Source organism: Cyanobacteria bacterium FACHB-DQ100, assembly GCA_014695195.1.
GTDB lineage: Bacteria > Cyanobacteriota > Cyanobacteriia > Leptolyngbyales > Leptolyngbyaceae > Leptolyngbya.
Genome location: JACJNW010000039.1, coordinates 77,578 through 100,735, shown reverse-complemented (window position 1 = coordinate 100,735; position 23,158 = coordinate 77,578). Strand labels below are relative to the sequence as shown.

Annotated in this window: 19 protein-coding genes; 12 read left to right on the top strand and 7 right to left on the bottom strand. The window is 49.6% G+C overall.

The features are described from left to right. Nucleotide 1: 1 nt before the first annotated feature. A complete protein-coding gene (locus tag H6F51_22515) occupies nt 2-226 on the top strand; it encodes a hypothetical protein (GenBank protein ID MBD1825246.1) in 225 nt (74 codons plus the stop codon). On the opposite strand, the gene H6F51_22510 is transcribed toward H6F51_22515, so the two are convergent. Then, entirely contained in the window at nt 213-851 is a 639-nt protein-coding gene (locus H6F51_22510) for a Uma2 family endonuclease (GenBank protein ID MBD1825245.1), read from the bottom strand. The two genes, H6F51_22515 and H6F51_22510, sit on opposite strands and share 14 nt — an antisense overlap. A 66-nt stretch (nt 852-917) precedes the next feature. Between H6F51_22510 and H6F51_22505 the strand changes: the two genes are divergently transcribed. Next, entirely contained in the window at nt 918-1,877 is a 960-nt protein-coding gene (locus H6F51_22505; protein MBD1825244.1) for a M48 family metallopeptidase, read from the top strand. Nucleotides 1,878-1,988: 111 nt separating this feature from the next. After that, complete coding sequence (locus H6F51_22500) at nt 1,989-3,860, top strand: carbohydrate porin (GenBank protein MBD1825243.1); 1,872 nt, start codon at nt 1,989-1,991, stop codon at nt 3,858-3,860. Between the two features lie 97 nt (nt 3,861-3,957). On the opposite strand, the gene H6F51_22495 is transcribed toward H6F51_22500, so the two are convergent. The 3 genes from H6F51_22495 to H6F51_22485 all read right to left on the bottom strand — a co-directional run bounded on the left by H6F51_22495 (nt 3,958) and on the right by H6F51_22485 (nt 9,940). Next, complete coding sequence (locus H6F51_22495) at nt 3,958-5,436, bottom strand: alpha-amylase (protein MBD1825242.1); 1,479 nt, start codon at nt 5,434-5,436, stop codon at nt 3,958-3,960. A gap of 197 nt (nt 5,437-5,633) precedes the next feature. Beyond that, on the bottom strand, nt 5,634-7,763 hold the full coding sequence (locus H6F51_22490) for an AAA family ATPase (protein MBD1825241.1): 2,130 nt from the start codon (nt 7,761-7,763) through the stop codon (nt 5,634-5,636). Nucleotides 7,764-7,858: 95 nt separating this feature from the next. Beyond that, a complete protein-coding gene (locus tag H6F51_22485; protein MBD1825240.1) occupies nt 7,859-9,940 on the bottom strand; it encodes an SLBB domain-containing protein in 2,082 nt (693 codons plus the stop codon). Nucleotides 9,941-10,403: 463 nt separating this feature from the next. On the opposite strand from H6F51_22485, the gene H6F51_22480 reads away from it, so the two are divergent. After that, the gene (locus H6F51_22480; GenBank protein ID MBD1825239.1) at nt 10,404-11,372 is read left to right on the top strand and encodes a phosphodiester glycosidase family protein; all 969 of its coding nucleotides are present in this window, start codon (nt 10,404-10,406) and stop codon (nt 11,370-11,372) included. Continuing rightward, the gene (locus tag H6F51_22475) at nt 11,365-11,982 is read left to right on the top strand and encodes a DNA-3-methyladenine glycosylase 2 family protein (GenBank protein MBD1825238.1); all 618 of its coding nucleotides are present in this window, start codon (nt 11,365-11,367) and stop codon (nt 11,980-11,982) included. Before H6F51_22480 ends, H6F51_22475 begins: the two co-directional genes overlap by 8 nt. On the opposite strand, the gene H6F51_22470 is transcribed toward H6F51_22475, so the two are convergent. Continuing rightward, on the bottom strand, nt 11,979-14,072 hold the full coding sequence (locus H6F51_22470; GenBank protein MBD1825237.1) for a S8 family serine peptidase: 2,094 nt from the start codon (nt 14,070-14,072) through the stop codon (nt 11,979-11,981). The two genes, H6F51_22475 and H6F51_22470, sit on opposite strands and share 4 nt — an antisense overlap. A 149-nt stretch (nt 14,073-14,221) precedes the next feature. Here H6F51_22470 and H6F51_22465 point away from each other — a divergent pair, with 149 nt between their 5' ends. From H6F51_22465 to H6F51_22455, 3 genes are all read left to right on the top strand, one after another. Then, entirely contained in the window at nt 14,222-14,506 is a 285-nt protein-coding gene (locus tag H6F51_22465; GenBank protein ID MBD1825236.1) for a hypothetical protein, read from the top strand. Then, nucleotides 14,503-15,759, top strand: a complete 1,257-nt coding sequence (locus H6F51_22460) for a glutathionylspermidine synthase family protein (GenBank protein ID MBD1825235.1) — start codon at nt 14,503-14,505, stop codon at nt 15,757-15,759. Before H6F51_22465 ends, H6F51_22460 begins: the two co-directional genes overlap by 4 nt. 107 nt (nt 15,760-15,866) lie before the next feature. Next, nucleotides 15,867-16,472, top strand: coding sequence for a hypothetical protein (locus H6F51_22455; GenBank protein ID MBD1825234.1), 606 nt, complete (start codon nt 15,867-15,869; stop codon nt 16,470-16,472). Nucleotides 16,473-16,630: 158 nt separating this feature from the next. Here H6F51_22455 and H6F51_22450 read toward each other — a convergent pair whose 3' ends face one another. After that, nucleotides 16,631-17,500 carry an alpha/beta hydrolase gene (locus H6F51_22450; protein ID MBD1825233.1) on the bottom strand — a complete coding sequence of 290 codons (870 nt, stop codon included), beginning with the start codon at nt 17,498-17,500 and terminating at the stop codon, nt 16,631-16,633. A 354-nt stretch (nt 17,501-17,854) separates the two neighbouring features. On the opposite strand from H6F51_22450, the gene H6F51_22445 reads away from it, so the two are divergent. The 4 genes from H6F51_22445 (at nt 17,855) to rpiA (ending at nt 21,265) form a co-directional block, all read left to right on the top strand. Further along, nucleotides 17,855-18,520, top strand: a complete 666-nt coding sequence (locus H6F51_22445; protein ID MBD1825232.1) for a CIA30 family protein — start codon at nt 17,855-17,857, stop codon at nt 18,518-18,520. Between the two features lie 12 nt (nt 18,521-18,532). Beyond that, nucleotides 18,533-18,961 carry a lactoylglutathione lyase gene (gene gloA / locus H6F51_22440; GenBank protein ID MBD1825231.1) on the top strand — a complete coding sequence of 143 codons (429 nt, stop codon included), beginning with the start codon at nt 18,533-18,535 and terminating at the stop codon, nt 18,959-18,961. 159 nt (nt 18,962-19,120) lie between these two features. After that, nucleotides 19,121-20,506 (top strand): carbohydrate porin, encoded by a 1,386-nt coding sequence (locus H6F51_22435; GenBank protein MBD1825230.1) that lies wholly within the window; start codon nt 19,121-19,123, stop codon nt 20,504-20,506. 54 nt (nt 20,507-20,560) lie between these two features. Continuing rightward, on the top strand, nt 20,561-21,265 hold the full coding sequence (gene rpiA, locus H6F51_22430) for a ribose-5-phosphate isomerase RpiA (protein MBD1825229.1): 705 nt from the start codon (nt 20,561-20,563) through the stop codon (nt 21,263-21,265). Between the two features lie 113 nt (nt 21,266-21,378). Here the strand turns inward: rpiA and H6F51_22425 are convergent, their stop codons facing one another. Further along, complete coding sequence (locus H6F51_22425; protein ID MBD1825228.1) at nt 21,379-23,034, bottom strand: glycosyltransferase family 39 protein; 1,656 nt, start codon at nt 23,032-23,034, stop codon at nt 21,379-21,381. Nucleotides 23,035-23,158 lie beyond the last annotated feature (124 nt).

Here is a 23,158-nt window from a genome sequence, read left to right as displayed (position 1 = left end):
AATGAAGCAATCCACAAACGTTTGGGACTCTAAGCCTTGGTGGTGTCAGCCTTGGTCAATCTTGTTAACTGGGGTGGGATTGATTAGCGGCAGTTGGTTGCTGTTGCGATCGATTTGGGTAACAGCTTTAGTTGCAATTCCAGTCCTAACCTGGATGGTTTTCTTTCTCTTGATTTATCCGAAAGCCGTGGCAAAAAGTCTGGAGCAGGAAACTACAACCGATTAAATTCTGATAGTAGCCAGGCACCAACCTGGCTTTGATTTTGCTGACGACTGCGTTGGAGTGCTTCTTGAAGCAGTGCGATCGGTAATGTTGGTAGAACTAAAGACTCTGTAATCCGACGACTACCTTGATTTTCGATCGCAAATGCCAGAACGCGAACGTTTCTGACATCAAAAATCCAATACTCTTTTACCTGCAAATCCTCGTATAAGAGCCGTTTTTCACCCTGATCATCCGATAAGGAAGTGTTGGCAATTTCGATGACTAAATCTGGCGGAGGAAAGCGATCGAGATCGATGATGGCTGTTCCCCAAGGCACAATTTCTGCGTTTTCATTCAGGTAGTACGCTAAATCTGGCTGTGCTTCTCGAACACCTGCTTTGCGAAATGTACAGTTAGTCAGTCCTTTCGCGGGAATTTCCTTCAACGTACAAAACAATGTTACTGCAAAGTTTGCGATCGTGTTGTCCGCCGCATGATCGTGTCCAAGTGGGGGCATTTCAATCCTAAATCTGTGATCGTGATAATAACTTTTCGCCTTCTCAAAAGCTGGATTCTCGATCGTTTCTAAATATTCCTGCCAGCTTGCAGCAACCCAAGTCTCTGTTGGAATTTGAATGATGTTCATGATCAATCCAGGAGAACATAAGCATATGTTAGCGTTGATGAACCTGATTCAATGAGAAGAGGTGCAATGCCAAACTATCCCGGAATTTCGAGTGAAGCCTTTCGTCATCCGCTCGATCGACAAGCAGAACAAGCACTGCGGAGCGTACCCGGATTTGATCTGGTGGCTCGAAAGTTTGTGGAGTTTGTCTACGAACGTCCTCGCTACATCTACTTGATGGGTAACTCAGTTCAGGTGGGAGTTCGACAGTTCTCAACGGTTTATCAAATCTTTCGCGAATGCTTGCAGAGCTTAGATATTACACCTGAACCTGCCTTGTTTGTGTCACAAGCGCCATCAGTGAATGCGTTTGCACTTGGACAAGAAAAACCTTGCGTCGTGTTAAATAGTGCATTGTTAGATTTGCTCTCTGAAACCGAGCTCCGATCGGTAATCGCTCATGAACTCGGACATCTTAAATGTGGACATACGACGCTGACACAGATGGCAATGTGGATGAATTTTGCGATCGCAGGCTTAGCAGATCTCACCTTTGGTCTGAGTAACTTCATCAGTACGGGCTTAATGTTGGCGTTTTATGAATGGTTGAGAAAAGCAGAACTCTCCGCCGATCGCGCTTCACTCTTAGTAATGGATGAACTCAATCCAACCCTCAACGGCATGATGCGACTCGCCGGAGGTTCACTAAAATATGCTCACGAAATGAGCTTGGAGGAACTGATCAAGCAAAGCGATCGCTATCAAGCATTGGATGATGATCAATTAAATCAGCTCTACAAATTCTCGCTCTATAACGATGTATCAAATGGTGTATTTCTATCGCATCCATTTACGATCGAACGCATTCGATATTTGCAGGAGTGGGCAGCTTCTCCTGAGTTCCAAAACATCCGCCAGGGGAACTATGTACGAGTCGGAGCAGAAGGAGCCGTGAACGTTGAGCCGCACAACGAGGAAGCCGATCGGCTAAAGCGACAGATCGAAGAATTGCAGCGAGAAATCGATCGCATTCGACGATCGCAATAACTCAGCACTGGTAAAATCACTGCTTACAACCGTCAGTCTAATAAGTTACATACGATCGAGTGAATGTCTGCTACCATACAGCATTGGCTTATTTCTACGGTGTGAGGAAAAATGTTGAATCCTGCTCGCAACTGGAAGCTGTGGTTAGCAGCTCCAGCGGTCTTGTTTTGGGTGCAGTCGGCGCAAGCGTCCGAAAAACTGCAAGCTCCGGTCTTAGAAGCAACCCCGGCACAGGCGACTCCCGCCGAACCTGTTGCAGCCCACAAGCTCAAGTCTGACGCGAAAGACGTAACGCCTAACTTCGACTCAGTGAATAGCGTTGCTGCACTGGAAGCAGATGCACCTGCAGCCGGAATGGAGCAAGTGACCTCGGTTTCTCAATTCACCGATGTTCGACCGACAGATTGGGCATTTCAAGCCTTGCAGTCTTTAGTCGAGCGTTATGGCTGTATCGCTGGATATCCCGATCGTACCTTCCGGGGCAATCGGGCAACCACACGCTATGAATTTGCCGCAGGTTTGAATGCCTGCCTCAATCGCATCAACGAACTGATCGCCGCTTCTACGGCGGATTTGGTTAAAAAAGAAGACCTCGCGACTCTGCAAAAACTGCAAGAGCAGTTTGCCGCAGAATTAGCAACGATTCGGGGTCGTGTGGATGCGCTCGAAGCTCGCACCACAACGCTAGAAAAACAGCAATTCTCAACCACAACGAAGCTCTCTGGTGGTCTATGGATTAACCCGACCATTGCGCGGAGTACCGGAGATGTGCGATTTGAGGGGGTTCCCGGTTCAGCAGCAGATACACGATTTGCAGGAGCAAGAACGGCAGGTGGCGCACCGATTTCGGCGATCGCGCCCGATCCAGAGCCAACGCTCAGCTTCCTCACCTGGCTCACGCTCAACACCTCATTCACCGGAAGAGATAGCCTAGTAACGCAGCTAGCAGCAGGCAATGGCATCTCTCCATACAATCAGTACGCCTCAGCTGGATTCTTTAATGCGACGGGGGTTCCGTTCTTTGACCAAACCGCCGGAACGGTCAACGGACGCAGTGATATTGTGATTCGGGACTTTTTCTACACCTTCCCCGTTAACGAGGGGATCAAAGTTACGGTTGGGCCTCGGATTAACTGGTATCGCCATTTCGACGGCAACCGCTTCCTCAACGTCTTTGCGTCAGGCGCGAGCTTCGACACCTCAAACAGCACTCAGACCAACACCATCGATCGTGGCTCTGGACTGGTCGTAGAAGCACAACTCGGCCGTCAGTTCCGCTTGGCGTTGGGCTACTTAGGCGAGAACACCGAGTTTCTACCGTCTCAATTCGGCTTCAACACCTCAAGCAATCCGGCGTTTGGACTGTTCGGCGGCACTAACACGGCTTCAGCAGAACTGACCTTCTCACCCAGCGATACGTTTAATCTGCGCTTGCAGTATAACTACTCGCGGATTCAGGCATACGGTGGACAAGTCGGAGGCGCGATCGGTGAACCGATTCCTTATGGATATTTGGATGCAGGCCCGGGTTTCTCGGTGCTGCAACCCGATGGCAGCGTCACGGGCGGCGGACTGAAATATGCTTACGCCAGTATGTTTGGTGTGAACTTCGATTGGCTGGTTACTCCTGGAATTGGTTTGTTTGGTCGCTATAGTTTTGCCAATACGCGACTCAATCCGGTAAATGGTTTAGTGCGGACACAATCCTTTCAAGTCGGTGCTGCCTTCCCAGATTTAGGCAAGAAGGGCGCACAAGCGACAGTCGCATTCTTGATGCCGATGGATATTACACGGGGTCGTCAATTCTTCGCTTCTGGCGGTGGGGATGGTGGAACGCAGTATCAGCTTGAGGCTTCGTACTTCTATCCGCTCAGCAACAACATTGCGATCGTGCCAACGTTCTACGCGATTTTCAATGCCAACAACTTCAACAGCAACCCGACCGTTTATGTCGGTAACATTCGCACCCAGTTTAGCTTTTAGAGTGGGTTGACGATTGTAATTCAATCGTTAATAAACGCGAAAACCCGTAGAGACGCGATCGATCGCGTCTCTACGGGTTTGTGGGATAAACGCAAAACTAAGATTGCGGCACCCAAACCGAAACCGATCCACCGTTACACCCGAACTCACCCCAGCCTTCTGCATTGGTCGTCACAGGTTCTTGAACGTGTTCGGTGATATCGATATAGGTACGATCGGGCTGTCCCACCTCCATCCACTTACTGCCGCCGTCTCCGTTGCTCATCACCACTGCCATTCCGCCCGGATGCGCTTCATTTCCTAAGCGCGTCCAGCCGACCAAATTAGAATGATCAAAGTAGTTGTATTGATCGCCGTAAGCATACTCGCGCCGCGCATACAGAAACTTATCGATCAGCCAGCGATGACAATCTAGCCACACTTCATGCTCGTTGCCATCGTTGCCATTATCGCGATAGTGCGCCCCATAATAATCAGGGTAAAACAGACAAGGATAGCCTTCGCAGCGCAGCAGAATCAGCGCATAAGCTAACGGCTTAAACCAAGGTTCGACGGGAGACTCTAGCGCCTGTAGCGGCTGAGAATCGTGGTTCTCGACCATCGTCACTGCCAAAGCAGGCTGCTGCTGTACCAAGGTGTTATCAAAGATCTGGCGCATATCATAACTATCGCCCGATTGGCTTGCCACATGGAAGTTGAAGTGCAACGGCGCATCAAACAGTGCAACAGTTCCCTGAGTCGCCTCAATGAAGTAATGCAGCGCTTCCACTTCATACGACCAGTATTCACCCACCGCGAACAGGTTGCGCTGAGCGTACTGCCGCATGTGTTCCAGCCATTCCTGAAAGAACGGCGCTTTTACGTGCTTAGCAGCATCAAATCGAAAACCATCGACTCCGGTTGTGTCGAGATACCACTCACCCCAGCGCTTCAATTCTTCGCGCACTTCCGGGTGATTCATGTCGATATCGCAGCCCATGAGATAGTCAAAATTGCCTTTCTCTAGGTCTACATTGTCATCGAATTCCTTGCCCTTGAGCAGATACACCGCTTGTCTGTGTTTCTCATACTCGTCGTAGTCGATCGCGTCAAAGTGCCACCAGTGCCATTCCATCTCGGAGTATTTGCCGCCGCGACCCGCGAAGGTGAAATGCGTCCAAGCTTTGACGGGCTTGTATTCGCCGATCGCTTCACTACGGTTGTCGGGACTCAATGGGGTTGCTTCAATTTCCTCTTGCTGATCGGCACCCATGCGGTGATTAAAAACAATATCCGCATAGACCCGAATGCCTGCTGCCTGAGCCGCTTTGATTGCGTTTAGGTATTCGTCTTTGGTACCGTACTTTGTCCGTACCGAGCCATGCTGCTCGAATTCGCCCAAGTCGTAGAGGTCATAAACCCCATACCCGACTTCATACCCGCCTCCAACTCCTTTATAAGCCGGAGGCAACCAGAGCGACGTGACCCCAACTTCTGCAAGTTCTTTAGACTTTTCTGCTAGTTCATTCCAGAATGTTCCATCACTCGGCAAGTACCAATGAAAGTACTGCATCATCACGCCATTCGGTTCAGACATATCCCGATTCCTTTTATCAAACTTAGAGTAATAACCTTAGAGTCCTAATGCGATCGCAAGCCTTTATGATCACGGCTTAATCTTTCGACATCCAGATTTTAAGGAAGGCTCCAGTTGATTTCTATCCACCGCAAGAGAAATCTTGACGAGGATTTTTTAAGTCTGAGTGTAGATTGGGCAGCAGATACGATCGTGCGTCAATCTTCGACAGCGGCTGCATTACTGCACGTCGCAACGATCCCCAGTACCGGAACTCGCGCAGTTTGTAATGTGTCTAACATTTGTCTCAGGTCGGCTTGATCCGTTTTACCCATTCCGGCAACGACGAGCATTCCGTTGGTGCAGGTAGCAAGCAAGCTACTATCGGCATAGCTCAGAAGCGGGGGTGCATCAAAAATCACCAGATCATACATCGCTTTGAAATAGTCATTCAAACGCTGCATCTTTTGGGACGATAGTAACCGAGTCGGATCAAGGGGCATTTTCCCACTGGTGAGAATCGAAAAATTGGTGCGTCCCAGCATGGGTTCATCGCCTCCGCTCACCGTGACTAGCGCTTCAAGCCGCTGAATGACATCTTGAGGATTCAAGCTCTGAGCAACCAGTTCGGTCAAGCCTTTACTGTTTGTAATCTCTAATCGTTCGGCAATCTCTGGGTGACGCAGATCCGCATCGACCAGTAACACTCGCTGTCCCATGGCGGCTGCCGCTTGCGCTAAATGCAGGGCAACCGTGGTTTTACCATCTCCGGGTGTCGCAGAACTAACGACCAGCGATCGCACTGGATGATCGGTATTCAGTAAGCGGAGGTTGGTGTAGAGCGATCGGAAGGCTTCAGTAAAGGCATTCCCCTCAGCGAGTTCGGTGGAGGCCTGCGCGATTTGTAGATCTTTCAGCACTTCGGGCGTTTTGACTTCATACGGAATTACGCCCAAGACCGGCAGCTTGGAGAGCCGTTTGATATCCGAAATGCGGCGAACTCGACGATCGAGTCGATCGGACAGCAGCGCTGCCCCCGATCCCAACAGCAACCCTGCCAGTGCCCCTAGAATAATGTTGCGCTGCGGCGAGTCTGTAGCTTGGCTAGGACGACTCGGTGGAGTAATCAGTTGCCAGGGAATGTCCTTTTGGGCGGCTTGCACTTGGAGATTCTCACGAGTGCCAAGCAAGCGAGTTAAACTTTCGGTCGCAACAGTGCGTTCACGATCGAGATCGGTAAAGATGCGCGTTAGAACAGGCAAGCGCTGCACTTCTCCGTTCCAGTAAGCGTCAGCGCGGTCTAACACCTGCCGCCGCGTTTCCAGGACCGAGAGATCCGAGCCGACTTTGGATAATTGATTGCCCAACACGCGCTGCGCTTCTTGCCGCAGGACTGGCACAAGACTAGCCCGCTGCTGCTGCAAGGCTCTCATTTCCACGGTGTCACCCTGAAAGCGCGTCGATTCGGTGGCGATCTTTGCTTCAAGGTCGCGCAGCTTGTTTAGAACGCCTTGATAAGCCCCATCAGCAGCAAGCGCTGCCCTCGCACCATCGCTCCCTTGGAGGTTGCCATACTGCCGCCGCATCTCCGCAATTTCCCTGTCGGTCTGGAATTTTTGCTGCGCGATCGATTGAACTTGTCCAGTGACTTGTCCTGCAAGCGATTCCGGCGCGATGAAGTTATTCTGCTGCCGAAAGGCTTGAAGCTGACGTTGCAGATTGTCTACCCGTTTGCGGGTTTCACCAATTTGACGATCGACAAAGGCAATGCCATAGCTGAGATTACTTTCACGCTCTTTCTGGCTGTATCTCAGATAGCCTTCTGCTAGTTTGTCGAGGACAAATTTGATGCGATCGGGATCAGAGTCGCGGTAGCTGACTTGAATTAGCTTGGTGTCGGCTGGGCGCTCGATCGTCAGCTTTTCCGCAAAGTTTTCCCTGGCGATTTCTGGGTAGCGCTGGGCGATTTGCTCGGCGATCGGTTGCAGCAGCTTCGCGCTTTTCAGCACCGCAATCTGAGTCTCGTAACTGACGTTGTCTTGATTGGAGGACGGAGCCGATCCCAAGGGATCGCGGTCTTGCTGGTTTTGAAGGCTGACCGGTTCAATCAGAAGCTGGAACCCGCTTTCATAAGTGGGTCGCTGATTCCATGAGATTGCCCAAGCTGCAGCAGTCGTTGCAGCAGTCACGCCTGCGATCAGCGGAATTTTGCGGCGCAGTGCTTCTAGCAGTTTCCCCGAATCTTCGTCAGCTTGTGTGGAGTCAGGCACCAGCAAGTATTCTGGAGCGTGGGGAACTTTGCCGTTTTTTTCGGAGGGAGAGAGCGGTGTTTTAATCTGGTTTTCCATGAAAGCACCTAAAGAAAAATCGAGGGCGAACAGCACCGAAAATAAGCAAGAAGACCAGCGCCTTCACAGGTGACAGAAGCGTTGAGTAACAACCTTTACAATCCAAATAAGAATCGGAACGGCAAGACTTGAAGCACAGGCCCGAGAACGTTGTTGAGCGTATCGCCTGTTTTTGCAAGTCCATTGCGATCGATCACCAGCACGTCACCGTCTTTTAACAGCGGATTGCCTTTTTCATCGATTCCGCGTGACAGGTCGATCGAGACATTTTGACGACTCACAGAGCCATTTGGATTGAGCCGTACCAATTCCACCCGACGACGATTCGCTTGGCGCGTAAATCCACCTGCTGCAAGCAAGGCTTGATTCAGTGGCGTATTCATCGGCACTTCGACTTGACCGGGCTTCTCAACTTCGCCAACTACGGTAATCTTGACCGACCTCGGGGCAAAGCTGGCATCACCGAGCTGTCTCGCTTCTTCTGAGTTAAGCGCGAGTGCGGTTGGAATCTCGATCGTGTCGCCTTGCTGCAACACTAGATCCTGCTTGAGGTCACCGGATTTAAGCAATTGCCAGAGATCGACGCTGATCGTTTGAGGAGCGCCGCTGCGGGTGTTGCGACGAACTTTGACTTCTTTTAGATTGGCAAGCTGTTTGATGCCGCCTGCTTCTCGAATTGCGCTAGACAGCGTGGGAGTTTGGTCTTTAATGATGTAAGGACCTGGACGCGCTACTTCGCCAACCACAGCAACATTAACGGGTTGAGTCGCGCTGATGCTAAAGTTGGCATCTGCCATTTGTGCAACTTCAGCTAGATTGACCGAATTTGCCGCCGGAATGAAAATCGAATCTCCATCACGCAGAGACAAATCTTGGCGGATATTACCCGTGGTAAACAGTTCCCACATATTGAGGCGAATTTCCTGACTGCCGTTGCGCCGCACGACCACCTGACGCGCATCTGCAGAGCGATTCATGCCACCTGCCTCGCGAATCAGTTTCGTCACGGTGGGAAATTTTCCACCCTCGCCAAACGACAGCGCATAGGTTCCGGGCTTGCCGACTTCACCGGCGATCGCCACATTGACAGGACGGGCGCTGATCAGGCTGACATCCACGGTGGGGGCTTTGAGCAGGCGGGAGTAACGAGCGGCGATCGCGCTTTGAGCCTGACGAATCGTTAACCCGGCGACTGAAACGTTGCCGACCCGGTGCAGATTCAGTGTTCCATTCACAAGGACTTGATATTCCTTGCTGTACTCTGGCACGTTGAAAATCTCGACGCGGATGCGATCGCCCGCACCCAAGGTGTAGGAGTCAGTATCCGCTGTATCTACATCAGATGAAACGGCGATGGGTGGAGTTGCAGGGGGTAGAGGACGGCTTGCAGGCGTGCTGTTGACCAGTTGAGCCGAGTCGCTAGCGTTCAGGATCGGTAATGGAGCCGAGGTGGGAGCCTGAGCGACCAATTGAGATTTCTCGATCGTGCTGGCTCTGAGCAATTGCCGATGAATATAGGTGGCAGCATCGGCGCGGGTCACGATGTCTTTCGGGCGTTTTAGCGATGCGATCGTGCTCGATTTTGTGGCTGCCTGTTTGGTGATGCTTTTGAACTGAGCATCGGTGATGGGGGCATCCGGTCGGAATGTCCCATCGCTGTAGCCTTTCATGATGCCTTGCTGCATCATTGCCGTGATGCTGGGCTGGGCGCGATGACCCTGCACATCCTTCGGAGCGCCTGTTGGGGCTTTCGGAGCAGATTGATCCGCGCTGACGGTAACTTTAGGCGGCGGCGGGGGAAGCTTCAGGGTTTGCTCGATAATGGTATCGATCGGCAGTTGGTTCACATCGGTCACGCCCAGATTGGGCAAGGATGCAGCAACGGTTGGCGGCGGCGGCGGAACGATCGGTTGATTCGCTGGGACTGCGGGCTTTGCGATCGCGGTTGGATTTGAGATCGTGGGGAGCGCAGAAAACAGGCTTTCTGGCTGAGAAAGCGCGACTCGATCGGGAAGGGGCGCGGCTGGAGGGGCGGAGTTTTGCTTAGCGTTAAATTTATTAGGCGGTGTGGCGCTCGGAGTCTTTGCATCGGAGCGGGCTAGCTCTTGAGCCACGACTGCTGCAAAAGCACCCAAAGCGAGGAGTGATACGCGAGTCGGCGATAACTTCAACTTCATAAGCTCACAGGAGGATATAAACTCGGCTATTGAGAGTGCGCGGTCAAAGAGAAGCGCAGGGAATTTCTAGGCAATTTCGATGCACACGACTACTGATACGGTAATCTTCCGGAGGAATCAGGACAAAATCATGAATGTTGCTAAAACAACATCAGAAATTTCGCGGGTTGTTAGCGGGATCAGGGCAGGAGAGGGGTGTTGTTTTTGCTGGCGAGATTGTGGATTGTGAGCTAGAAGTTTGATCTGTATGGCGACGGGTGCTGCCTGCGAAAAATGGCGAAATTCTAGCCTTGAAGAGTAAATCAAGGAATTACGGGTAGATTTGACAGAGCTTAGTGCAGCAATTGAAGGGACGCACCTGAGTTATCCGTATAATCACTGCAAAGATTTCGTTTTACCAGGCTCTACTGCAATTTTTATTTCGTCTCGCTGAATTCACGCTCTAATAAAGAGACTGTGAAGCATGGGTGGCTTGTATGCTTCAAGCAGTTGTGGAGTTTTCATCATCAGGAGTTCGATCGTGAAAAGATTGTGGATCGCAAGTTTAGCCTTGTTTGGGTGTGGCGGCTTGGGGTTGTGGTTTGTTTATTCATTGATTCCACCCGCTCCGGTTTCATCACAATCCACGCCAGAGGCAACGACCTCTCCTGCTTCTACGCCGATCGTTGAGTTGCCGAAGTACCAGCGCTATTCTCTACCCAATAGCGATATTCATACGGTAACGATTTCGCCTCGGAGCCGGTTTAAAGTGTCGATCGCGGTTGCTCCAACGCTTGAAACGGTGGAAGAATTTGCCAAACCCCAAAAGACGATCGCGGTTCTCAATGGCGGTTTCTTCGATCCTAAAAACGCGAAAACGACTTCGTATGTCACTAAAAATGGAAAGGTTGTAAGCAATCCCGAGCAGAACGATCGGTTAATGCAGAATCTGGATCTTCAGCCTTATTTGCCACAGATTTTGGAGCGATCAGAGTTTCGCAGTTACCAATGTGGTGAGCAGGTGAGGTATGCGATCGCGTCTCGATTAGAGAAGGTTCCGTCGGGTTGTAAATTGATCGATGCGATCGGGGGAGGTCCTCAGCTTCTACCAGAATTTACTGCGACTGAAGAGGGGTTTGTTGATCCAAACGTGGGACGAGACTCGATCGGTGTGAATCAACGGAATTCAAGAAGCGCGATCGGAATTACGCAAGACGGATCGGTCGTGTTAGTCATGGCAGCCCAGAGAGCGGATGCACCGCAGAATTCTGGAATGTCGGTGCAAGCGCTGGTGGGGTTTATGCAGCGATTGGGAGTGAAGCAGGCGTTAAATCTCGATGGCGGCTCTTCTTCTGCGCTGGTTTACCAAGATCAAACGTTCTATGGCAAAGTGGATAAAGCGGGAAAGCCCGTTCCAAGAGCCATTAAATCTGCCATTGTTGTGCATGAATAAGCTGGATTATGCGATCGCCACGCAAGCCCTAAAATCCGCAGACCCAAAACTGGGTGCGATCATTGATCAAGTTGGAATCTGTACGCTTGATCAAGCCCAGCATTTAGGTGGATTGCTGGATTCGCTGGCACGATCGATTATCTATCAACAGCTTTCGACCAAATCCGCCACTGCTATTTATCATCGCTTTCTGCAACTTTATCCAAGCGGGATGAGTGCAGAAGCGATTTTGGACACACCCGATGAAATGCTACGACAAGTCGGATTATCACGTCAGAAGATCATTTACGTGAAAGACTTAGCCCAAAATGTTTTAACAGGTTTACCAACGCTGGAGGAATTGCAGCCGCTAGATGATGAAACCATTATTCAAACGCTAACGAAAATCAAAGGCATCGGACGCTGGACAGTTCAGATGTTATTGATTTTTCGGCTGCATCGTTGGGATGTTTTACCCGTCGATGATTTAGGAGTTCGATCGAGCATTCGTCGCATTTATGAATTAGATGAATTACCCGATCGCAAAACCGTAATGAAAATTGGACAAGCTTGGAAACCGTATTCAACGATCGCCAGTTGGTATTTATGGCGAAGTTTGGAGATTAGCTAAACCCCGATCGTTAACTTCCAACCGTTGATAATTCCAGTATCGTTTGGAATTGCGTCCACTGCTTTTAATAACCAACGTCCCCGTACCGATTGTCCTAGCATTCTTCTTAGTGTTAGCGTTGTTTGTAGAGAGTACGATCGATTCAGTACCGTCTGCCGTCCTAGCGTTCGACCTTGCAATAATACGATTTGTCCCGAAGGCGCGATTAAGCTCAATTCGATATCACCGAGATAATCGTGGGCGATATTAACGCTCACTTGAATGTCTTTAACCGTCGCAGAGTCGTTTATCTGAATGACGCTCGTAATTCCTGACAAATTATTATCAGGAATCATCAGCATATTATTGTTCTCGGCAGAAAGCGATCGCGCAACCATTAGCGTTATTTTTCTCGCAGACGCAGCTTGAACCGCCTTTGCAGCATTCACTTTCCCGTAGCCAAACCAATCACATCGCCCATTTGCATCATAGGTTCCTTTACGCAACCCAAACTGCGGATCAGGATCAGGATCAACAATTTTATCTGCGGTTTGCTGCAAGATTTGCCGAACTTCTTGCGCGGTTAAGTCTGGGTTTGCCGACAACACTAACGCTGCCACACCTGCGGCTAATGGACAAGCGCTCGATGTACCACCAAAACCGTACGTAAAATCGCCCTGATCATAGCCATCATTGCCGCGTCGATCGGCGGTCACAACTCCCAATCCCCGCAGTGCAACTCGAACCTCTGGTGGTGTCGCCACATAGCCAACTCCTGCAAGTCCCATTCCTGGGGGCGCATTATTGCTGGGCGCACAGATTGAAACCTCAGCACCCCAATTGCTATAAGCCGATTTTTTGTTCAAGCTGGTTGAGGCAGAAACGGTGATCACGTCTGGATGCACAGTGAAACCGCCGAACCACCGAGTATTGCCACTGAGCGCATTGTTGCGCCATCCGGCTTCGTTAATGGTGCCGTTTGTCGGGCGATTGGCATTTCCAGCAGCAAATAAAATGACACAGCCTTTGCCGTCGCGCCCTTCGGTAGCAGCGCGAGTAATCGCGGCGCGTTGTCTCAAAGACAGGGGGTAATTGACCGCACTCGGACCCCAACTGCAAGAAATCACCGATGCCCCACGATCGACCGCCCAAGCGAATAAATCTTCGATCGTTTGATCATCCAAAAATCCAGTCGTCCGAATCGGCATCAATGCACAACCCGGAGCGGCTCCCACAACCCCGAAGCCGTTTTCTTCTGCAACGGCAACCCCAGCACAAGACGTTCCATGATCTTCGCCTGCTTCATCTGGGTCAGGGTCGAAGTCTTTGCCTCTAAAGTCTCGCGGTGCAACGACCTTGCCCAATCCTTGAAAGTCGGGATGATTCAAATCGACGGCATCATCCATGACTGCAACTACGATCGATCGGCTGCCTTTGGTAATGTCCCAAGCTTGCTCTGCAAAAACGTGCGATCCAGGTGCTAAATCTGATCCGCCTGAATGATTCAGGTGCCATTGCTTCGAGTAGAGCGGATCTTTGGGGCGATAGTATCCCTGCTGACGCACAATGATGTTCGGTTCTGCGGTCAGAATCTCCGATCGCGTAATCAATCGGTTGGTAATTTTGAGCGGGTTTTCGGTTGAATTTGCAGTGAGTTGAAAAACGAAAGTATTGGGAATTCCGACAATTTGTTTCACCTGTTCTAGAGCGAATTCTTCAGCGATCGAGCGAATCACATCAGGACTCACCGCCGGATCAAATTGAACTGTAATTTGATTTGTGACGTAGAGCTTTGAGCCAGGATTGTCTTTGATTTGATAGACATGGCTCGCGTAGTTTACTTGCTCTTCTGAGCGCACCTGGTTTAGTACCTGAACTTTCTGATTCGGAGCAACGACAAATTCTGTGAGTTGAGGCGGGGCGGCACCGGGATTAATTTGAATCGGGGCTTTATTGACCAAATCCCAGGCTTGCTCTTTAGAAGTTGCGTTCACGGCGAAGCGATCGTCGAGTTTTTCAACCAGTAACTCTTCACCACCACGTTGAAGAATTCTGCCGCGATTTTCTTCTGGAATGCTGGCATTTCCTTGGGATTGTGAGGGGTTCGTCATCGCACTTCTCCAACGCTTTCTAACTCATATTTCACCTGCAATCTGTCCGACTCCTAGATTGCTTTATTGTTTTTAACATCCAGTCTGCGGGAACCCTGAAATCGTGCTGTATCTCTTAAGTATGTGCCCGTCAAGCCTGAACGATAATTATGAAATCGAATCGTTTGCAGTTGTTTTTTAGTCTGGCAGTGTCCACTGTGATCCTCATGCCACTCACAGGCTGCACGTCTTCCTCAACCACGGAATGCCAACCGGATGCTCAGGGTCGAGTGCCGCAAAATTGTGCGTCTCGTGGAGGTTCAAGCAGTTATGGCGGGTCATCTTATCGATCGGGCGGTGGCTCATCTGGTGGTTCAGAGGGAACCGGAGTTTCGGGTCGATCGTCGGGTCGGAGCGGTTTCGGCAGTTTTGGTGGAGGGCGTGCGGGAGGATGAGCAATCCATTTCACGGGATTGAGCGCGATCGCTTCTTCCAACAAATCCGAATGCCTTGGTACAACCTGGCAATGATGAATGCGACTTCTGACATTCCAAGTCCTTATGCGCTGTATCACTGTCATCCAGTGACAGAAGACCAGGTGATCAGAATGAAGCGATCGGCGGAACGAGTCGGAGCCGTGCTTGCCCATCTTTGGTCAGTAGTACGCGAATTCGATGAGGAAACCTTGCTTGAATATGGATTTCCCGAAGAAACTCTTCGAGTAATTCAGTTCGATCGATTAGCTCCGTTTTGTATGCGGCTCGATTGGTGCTGGAATGAGAAAACGCAGGTGTATAAAGTCATCGAAGCGAATGTGCAAACGCCAAGTTTTTGGTTTGAATGTCTCGAAGGCAATGCCAAAGTTGCAGAGCATTTTGGATTTAAGCCACCAGAACTCGGATTGCAATCTGTTCTGAGCTATGCCATGAGCCAACAGCTTCAACGCGCCGCAGATTGGCTTAAAAAACCACTCGAACGCTGTCAAATTGCCTTAACCACGCTGAACAACACCGAAGATATGGGAACGATGCGCTGGTTAAGACCATTCACGGCTGAAAATTGTCGAGTGTTTCCGATCGAGGAACTAAAAATTAAAAATCATCAATACTTATTTCACGAAACAACCGGAGAACCGATCGATATCTTATTCATGTGGTATCCGGTCGAGTGGGTGATTCACGATCGCGATGCCGAAGGGAAAGAACTTTGGTCAGCATTGGAAGAATTGATTCTGAAACGCAAGGTTGCGATCGTTAATTTCGCGTCAGCTTTCGCACTCCAGCCCAAGAGTATCTTTGCTTTAATTAGCGATTTAGGCTTAGATTTCTTCCCATCAGAACTCGCTGAAACGGTTTACGATCTCTTTCCAAAAACCGCTCAAACTTCAGATGAAATGGGCGATACTTACTTTGCAAAACCCGTTTTAGGACGACAAGGAGAAGGCTGTTTTTCAATGATTCGGGGTGAAGTTGGCGTAGAAAGTTCCAATCAAGATCCTTGGTACACGAATCAAGATTACGTCTATCAAGAATTACTCGATTTCCCCACGGTTGGAATTGCTGAGAAATCACTCACCGCTTTGTGGAGTACCTGGCTATTTAACAATGGAGACGATCGCTTCACTGCGGGCGGGGTTGGATTGCGCGTCTCCGAAGGCAAAATTACCGATGATTACTCGTATTGGTGCCCGATCGGCGTTCCAGTTTAACCTCTAAGGAACAAAACGAGCCACTGGGCTTCATTTGAAGAAAATGGATCTTGCAGTGATAAGATCCGAGAGTTCCGAGTTGTCCTATTAGCATTCTGCAATTATTCATGGCTCATCTGAGAACGATTCAACCCCTTTCCATCTCTGGCATTCTTTCGCTCTCAATGCTTGCAGGTGTAATGTTCCAAGTGCCGTCTGTTCAGGCTCAATCGACCAAGCCTGCATCTGGACAAGCTCGCCCGATCGATCCCAATAGCCCGAATGTGGTGCGTCCAACGGCGGCTCAGAGTGATGGTTTACTGAGTATGCAGGGTGGACAACGGCTGATGAATGAAGCGGATCAAGCCGTCAAATCGCAGAATCTACCCTTGGCAATGAAGAAGCTGCAAGAAGCGCGGCAAGTTTACAATCAGTTATCTAACTTCTATCAAGAGTTGACAGCGAGTTTCTCTGGCATTGATACCCGTGTGGCAGACAGTCAGCGCAAAAAGGCTTTAGAAGCAGCAGAATTGCGGGATCAATCAACCTATCGTTTGGCATTAGTGCATCGGGCAATGAACCAATCTGAATTAGCAGTTCCGCTTTTGGTGCAAATTATCCGAAGCCAGCAGCCGACTCGCGATTTGGGTAAACAAGCCTATCAGCAATTGCTAGAACTCGGCTTCGTGGACGTGCAATATCCACGAACTGCGGATCAGCCAGCCAATCGATAAGGGATCTGGGCGGTTTCTTAATCGCCCAATTTTTTATTTAAAGGTGTTGAAACGCTAGATCACACGATCGTCTGATCCAGCCTTTGAAATCACTTCTTTTGTCTATCCAAAGGTGGATCATTCTAATCAGTTGCGATTAGCGATTTAGCGGAACAAGCTCAATCTGTCTCCGAATTTATCCATTGTTTGAGCAGCCGAGCGACGATCGCGGGCTGTTCCAAATGTGCTAAAACACCCGACTCTGGCACAACTTCAAATCGCCGAATTGCTTGTGGATTTGCCGCTGCAATGCGTCGCCCTAAATTGACATCGGTAAATAGGGCTTGATTTCCCCAGACGATCGCAGTCGGTGTGTTTAATTGCGGCAAATAGAGCGACAAATCGAAGTACAAATCGCCCCGCAAAAATGACAGCGCAGCGTATTCTGCATTTGATTTTCGAGCCGATTCTAGATAGGCATTAACTATTTCTGGTGTAATCCGATCTCGATTTGCAAACAGGAAGTTCTCTAGAAAATTCCGTACTGCCAGGTCATTTGTTGCACCGATCGTATAAATAATTCGATCCAAAATTGGCGTATTGATAATATCCAAGGGAATTCGTCGCCCTGCATTCTGTCCAAAATCATCAAATCCAGAAGGACAGACGAGAAACAGCGATCGCACCAGTTCCGGTCGTTGTGTCGCTAACCGAATTGCCAATGCTCCTGTAAGTGAAGCAGCAACCAACGTGACAGGCTGATCTGATATTTTTTCTAAGAACTCTGCGACCATCATCACATAATCTTCGGGTCGGTAATCGCGGGCGGGATGGCTCGAATCTCCCCAACCTATTAGATCAGGCGCGATCGTTGACTCAAAGAAGGGATAAACTTTTGACCATTCATACGCTGAAGAGCCACCCCCGAAGCTGTGAAGGAATACGATCGGCGTTTCGGTGATTCCTTGCGCCTGCGTGTAATATGCGATCGTGCCTAAGCTGGTTTGAGTAAACTTTTGCCCGAACCCTGGAGGATGAAATTTCAGCATATGGTGTCGATCGCAGAAAACATCCTCTTCATTACAGCAAATTCTACAGAAGTAGAAGATTCAACTTTTGGTAGAACCTTCACGCAATGCTGCTTCTACTGCACGACCTCACACTTCATTCATTCAAGCATTAATCTTTTCCCCACCTTAAACAAGCTCACAATATCACTCCAAAGAAGGTCAGCACGAATGGGAGTCTCGAAAACGGCTGTAAGGTCTTCGTTTGTTTTCGATTGAGCTTCATACTGATTCTAATGTGATGTCAATTTACGATATCGCTTTCTTACAGTGTCAGATCCAGTGTCCGATCGCTTTTCTTAGAATGAAGAGAGTTCCGCTGATTTGGAGAACGTTATGAATGAACAACGGACTCAATGGGATTTGGGTCGATTTGTGCAAACTTTAGAGTATTTTGAAGCAATTCCCGTTGTCAGTTGGCTGCAAAAAATGTTTCAACCTCGTCCCAATCCTCAGCCTGCGCTCAACAATCAGGTTCTATTCGATTTCAGTGATCCGACGATCGACCTGCACAACACTTGGGGCGCTCTCGATGATGTGGTGATGGGCGGCGTGAGTGATAGCGGTGTTCGTCTGGGAAATGGAGTCGCTGTTTTTTCGGGGAATGTTTCGACGGCGAATTCGGGTGGATTTGCTTCGATTCGGACGCGCAATTTTGATCCGGCGATCGATCTGTCTGCATTTACCGGAATCGAACTGCGAATCAAAGGAGATGGGAATCGCTATAAGTTTTTAGTGCGCGATGATGATGGCTGGGATAGCGTCGGCTATTCTCATTCGTTTGATACGGTTGCAGGGGAATGGATCACCGTGCAAATTCCCTTTGCTCAACTCGTTCCCGTCTTCCGGGCAAAAACGCTATCGAGTGCGAAACCAATCTCCGCAAATGTGATTCGCTCTTTTCAATTGATGCTGAGTAAATTTGAATATGATGGCGCACTGAATCCACGATTTAATTCTGGATCATTTCGCTTAGAAATTGAGTCGATCGTAGCTTATTAGTAGGAGAACCTAATGCGTTTATTACACACCATGCTTCGTGTCGGAAACCTAGAAGAGTCGCTGAAGTTTTATTGCGATTTACTGGGCATGAAGCTTTTAAGAAAAAAAGATTACCCCGGTGGAGAGTTCACTTTGGCATTTGTCGGCTACGGGGCAGAGGCGGATACGGCTGTGCTTGAACTCACCTACAACTGGGGAAAAGACAACTATGAGCTAGGCGATGCTTACGGGCATATCGCGATCGGAGTCGATGATATTTATGCGACTTGTGAGGCGATCGCTCAACGGGGCGGAAAAGTGACGCGCCAACCGGGGGCAATGAAACATGGCTCTACGGTGATTGCCTTTGTTGAAGATCCAGATGGCTACAAAGTTGAACTGATCCAACTTGGCACACAAGGTTCAGCATCGGAAAAAGCAGCAGCCACCGCGAACGCTTGATTGAGGCGACTCTAAACGGGCTGTTATAACTATGAAGGTTGCAGCCCGTGAGGAGAAAAGTGCGTGAAACAGGTGAAATGGTTCTGCTTCGGCTTGAGTAGTTTACTCATCGTGGCTGCTCCTGCTTGGTCACAACCTACGATCGAGCCAGACGACGTGATGGATCAAGTCACGTCTGTTTCTGAATTATCGGATGTGCGTCCGGGCGATTGGGCATTTGAAGCGGTGCGATCGTTGGTAGAACGATACGGAGTGTTGAGGGGATATCCGGACGGTACCTTTCGCGGCAATCGCCCTTTGAGCCGTAACGAGTTTGTCGCCGCGATCGCAACCGTCATCGGCAGAATCGAAGAACAACTCCTTGCTGGAAATGAAAACACAACGCTCAGGGAAGATATCCAGACGATTCGGCGCTTGATTGCGGCTTACGGGAATGCGTTCTCTCAATTGCGATCGCGAGTTGACAACATCAACACTCGGATTACGACTCTTGAACGACAGCAATTTTCGACAACCACAAAGCTAGACGGACAAGTTTATTACGTGCTAACTGATGGCACCAGAGCGAATGCAACTGTTTTGGCGCGTGTTCGGCTGAATTTACTCACCAGCTTTCAAGGGAACGATCGCCTCGTCACGCAACTTGAGGCAGGCAACAATGGCGGAGATGCGATCGCTCTGGCACACAACGAACGCCAAAACTTACTTGGAACTACGGGAGTTTTAGCAGATGGTGGTGGACTTGATCCGGTCGAAGCAACTCCTCAACTCAAAATTCGTAAGCTCTATTATGCGTTTCGTCCGGCTGAGAACTTAGAAATTGCCGTTGGCTCGAATCTACCGCCGAGTGATTTTATCGATCGCAATAGCTTCGCCAATCAATCCGGGCAAAATTTCGGCTCTAGTTTCTTTGCCAACAATCCATTGATTGTGCAAAACGAGATCGATCGCTTTGGCGGAGCGGGAGCCGCGATCGCTTGGTCGCCTGATCGTAATTTCACCTTCAGAGCGCTATACGCCGCAGCAGATTCCTCAAATCCTAGCGCGGGATTGTTCCGCGATCGTTATCAAGCCAGTGTGGAAGCAGAATATGCAATTCCAAATCAGCCGATCAAGGTGCAATTGCAATACACCAACGCAAAGATTAATGGCACTCAGATCAATGCAGCAGGTCTCGGTGCAGAATGGGCAATTCAACAGCGTTTTGGTGTGTTTGGCATCTTTGGACGCTTGGGAATCGGTAGCTATCGCGGATTTAATCCTCTCTTACAGCAAGACCTCGATCTGAATCCGAAAACTTGGACATTAGGCGTTTCGTTTCAAAACTTTCTCATTCCTGGGTCAAAAGCCGGGTTAGCGATCGGACAACCCTTCATCACCGATCGCTTAGGTAACGCGACTCAAACAAACTTTGAAGCCTTTTTCGGACTGCTGCTCAACGATCGCTTAAATGTCAGCCCCTCGGTGATCGTTGTGACGAATCCCAACAATCGCGCTAGTCCAACGATCGTCGAATGGTCGTTGCGAGTGCTTTACGGGTTCTAAAGTCGCGTGACATAGTACAGTGATCAATTGATAACTTGTACAGGAATAAATGGTATGAATGCAGACCCCGTAACAATGATGAAACAGCAAGTCGGTTATGCGGCGGCTGCCAAAGTGCAATCGAATACGATCGTCGGTCTCGGTACAGGTTCGACCACCGCTTATGCGATTCAAGCGATCGGCGAGCGATTGCAAGCTGGTGATCTGCAAAACGTTAAAGGGGTTCCGACTTCGTTTCAAGCGATCGTTCTAGCCCGTCAGTTTGGCATTCCTTTAACTACGCTCGATGAGATTGAAAAGATTGATATTGCGATCGATGGTGCGGATGAAGTTGATCCACAGAAGAACCTGATTAAAGGCGGTGGCGCGGCTCACACGCAAGAAAAGATTGTTGATAGCTTGGCGGATCAATTCATCGTTGTGGTCGATAGCGGCAAACTGGTGGATCATCTGGGTTCTACCTTCTTGCTTCCAGTTGAAGTGATTCCGATGGCAGTAACTCCGGTGATGAAAGCGATCGAAAAGCTTGGCGGTAAGCCTCAATTAAGAATGGGCGTGAAAAAGGCGGGGCCTGTTGTGACCGATCAAGGAAACTTAGTTGTGGATGTGAAGTTCGATCGCATCGACAATCCCGCTGACCTAGAGAAAGCACTAAACAATTTGCCCGGAGTTCTTGAGAACGGCTTATTTGTGGGTGTTGCCGATGTGATTATGGTCGGAGAAGTCAAAGACGGACAGCCAAGCGTCAGAGAGTTCTAATCCTGAAGTTGAGTCAAGCGACTAATATTCAATGCTTGACTCAACCCTACCGTTTAAGACATTGGGACTAAGTAGGCATGAAGATTCGCGATCGAACGGCTGAGCGTAGCATTTCATTTCTTTCGCTTTGCTGTGTTGATCGTTTTTACCGCAGGTGCTCGACTCACTAACGCCCACTCCTCACTCATGCCCAGAAACTGGATTTGCTTTTGTGGCAACTTCTTCAACGACGCGGGATCGAGCAGCAAATAGGGATGAGCATCCTCGCGCCAGCGTTTTAACAAGGCTTCAGAACTCGCTGGAACAATCGATCGCTCACTATAGAAGTTCAGCGACGGGCGGAAATAAGGATAGGACGTATAAATCGTTTGCCCTTTGGCGGTGGCTTCCTGAATCATTTGTGCCACAGGTTTTGCCGGAAATGCTTCTTGCAGTTCCCAGATCCAATAATTCGACATCATCAAGACCAGCAGCGTCAAAAACGTCCCCCAAATCAATACCACGACAAACTGCACATCCTGACGCGCCATCAGAACTGCCGTTACCGTTAGCGTCAGCGCCAGCGTTGCAAATACCAATTGCACATCCGGCTGCGATCGTACCCAAAACGTATAGTAGATCGCACCTGCCCAAGCGACGATCGCCAACACCAAAAACACGCTCACCCAAACCCGAACCCGCTTAATCATCGGTGGTTCTGAGGAGACAGGTTGCCAAAATCGCTGCAACTGTGCCCCAACCACCAGCGCAAAGGCTGGATAAAGTGGCATTGCATACCAAGGCAGTTTGGTTTGCATCAGCGAAATCACAGCAAAATAAATTCCGCTCCACACCAGAACCAATCTTGCCCAGCTTAGAGTGCGATTTTCCCAAGCATGACGAAACGCGATCGGCAAAAACACCACCCACGGAACCCCATTTTTCAGGACTTCCCAAACGTAGTAGGTAATTAATCCTTGATTATCCTCAACCGAATCTGACACGCGCTTCAAAGATTGATCAAAAAAATGCGTCGCTAAAAACGCCTCACCATACCGATAAACCTGCGCTCCATTCCAGAGCGCAACGGGAACACAGCCTAAACCAAAGCCCGCCCATAAATATCCTGATCTCAATAATCGCGGCGTATCCCAAGTGATAAACACCAGCGCGATCGCTGCCAGCAAAATTCCTAAAATCCCTTTCGTCAAACAAAGGCAGCTAAATCCTAAACCAACTCCCAAACCCCAACGCAAATCTCGCCGCGATCGCAGCAAACAAAACATCATCGCCAGAAAAAAGCACAGAATCGCACCGTCAAGCATCGCTAATCGTCCCTGACGCACGACAGGTAGCGAAGTGAGATAAACCAGTGCGGCGAACACAGCCGTACTGCGCTGAAAAAAGACCTCACGCCCAATGCCATACAGCAGCGGAACCGAAGTCGCTGTTAGCAGCGCTCCGGGAAGTCGCGTCGTCCATTCACTCACTCCCCATATTCGATAGCACAAGGCAATCAACCAATGCACCAAAGGCGGCTTGTTCAAATACGGTGCGCCATTGAGATCGCGGGGGTGCAGCCAGGTTAGGGATTCAAACGGAGCATTCGCAATTTCACGGGCAATCTGTGCCACGATGCCCTCATCCCAATCTCTCAAGGGGAGAACACCGAGATTAATCGTAAACAGCACGATCGCAGCACTCCACAGTCCGATCGTCCAACCTGGATCAATCCAAGCTTGATAGCGCGGTGTTCCTGATTGATTCCCGATCGAAATCTTGCGATCCATTTTTCTATCATTAGATACACGGAATCATTGTGCATCATAAACAGTCCTGTGATGGGGTTAACCCCAAAAACAATCTCTTGCCGTTCTTCTAGTTAAATAGGGCAAACGTATTAATTCATAAGAA

Bases quoted from the DNA above. Each gene is read 5' to 3' on its own strand.
- H6F51_22515 (MBD1825246.1), top strand. From the start codon at position 2: ATGAAGCAATCCACAAACGTTTGGGACTCTAAGCCTTGGTGGTGTCAG.
- H6F51_22510 (MBD1825245.1), bottom strand. From the start codon at position 851: ATGAACATCATTCAAATTCCAACAGAGACTTGGGTTGCTGCAAGCTGG.
- H6F51_22505 (MBD1825244.1), top strand. From the start codon at position 918: ATGCCAAACTATCCCGGAATTTCGAGTGAAGCCTTTCGTCATCCGCTC.
- H6F51_22500 (MBD1825243.1), top strand. From the start codon at position 1,989: ATGTTGAATCCTGCTCGCAACTGGAAGCTGTGGTTAGCAGCTCCAGCG.
- H6F51_22495 (MBD1825242.1), bottom strand. From the start codon at position 5,436: ATGTCTGAACCGAATGGCGTGATGATGCAGTACTTTCATTGGTACTTG.
- H6F51_22490 (MBD1825241.1), bottom strand. From the start codon at position 7,763: ATGGAAAACCAGATTAAAACACCGCTCTCTCCCTCCGAAAAAAACGGC.
- H6F51_22485 (MBD1825240.1), bottom strand. From the start codon at position 9,940: ATGAAGTTGAAGTTATCGCCGACTCGCGTATCACTCCTCGCTTTGGGT.
- H6F51_22480 (MBD1825239.1), top strand. From the start codon at position 10,404: ATGGGTGGCTTGTATGCTTCAAGCAGTTGTGGAGTTTTCATCATCAGG.
- H6F51_22475 (MBD1825238.1), top strand. From the start codon at position 11,365: ATGAATAAGCTGGATTATGCGATCGCCACGCAAGCCCTAAAATCCGCA.
- H6F51_22470 (MBD1825237.1), bottom strand. From the start codon at position 14,072: ATGACGAACCCCTCACAATCCCAAGGAAATGCCAGCATTCCAGAAGAA.
- H6F51_22465 (MBD1825236.1), top strand. From the start codon at position 14,222: ATGAAATCGAATCGTTTGCAGTTGTTTTTTAGTCTGGCAGTGTCCACT.
- H6F51_22460 (MBD1825235.1), top strand. From the start codon at position 14,503: ATGAGCAATCCATTTCACGGGATTGAGCGCGATCGCTTCTTCCAACAA.
- H6F51_22455 (MBD1825234.1), top strand. From the start codon at position 15,867: ATGGCTCATCTGAGAACGATTCAACCCCTTTCCATCTCTGGCATTCTT.
- H6F51_22450 (MBD1825233.1), bottom strand. From the start codon at position 17,500: ATGCTGAAATTTCATCCTCCAGGGTTCGGGCAAAAGTTTACTCAAACC.
- H6F51_22445 (MBD1825232.1), top strand. From the start codon at position 17,855: ATGAATGAACAACGGACTCAATGGGATTTGGGTCGATTTGTGCAAACT.
- gloA (MBD1825231.1), top strand. From the start codon at position 18,533: ATGCGTTTATTACACACCATGCTTCGTGTCGGAAACCTAGAAGAGTCG.
- H6F51_22435 (MBD1825230.1), top strand. From the start codon at position 19,121: ATGGATCAAGTCACGTCTGTTTCTGAATTATCGGATGTGCGTCCGGGC.
- rpiA (MBD1825229.1), top strand. From the start codon at position 20,561: ATGAATGCAGACCCCGTAACAATGATGAAACAGCAAGTCGGTTATGCG.
- H6F51_22425 (MBD1825228.1), bottom strand. From the start codon at position 23,034: ATGGATCGCAAGATTTCGATCGGGAATCAATCAGGAACACCGCGCTAT.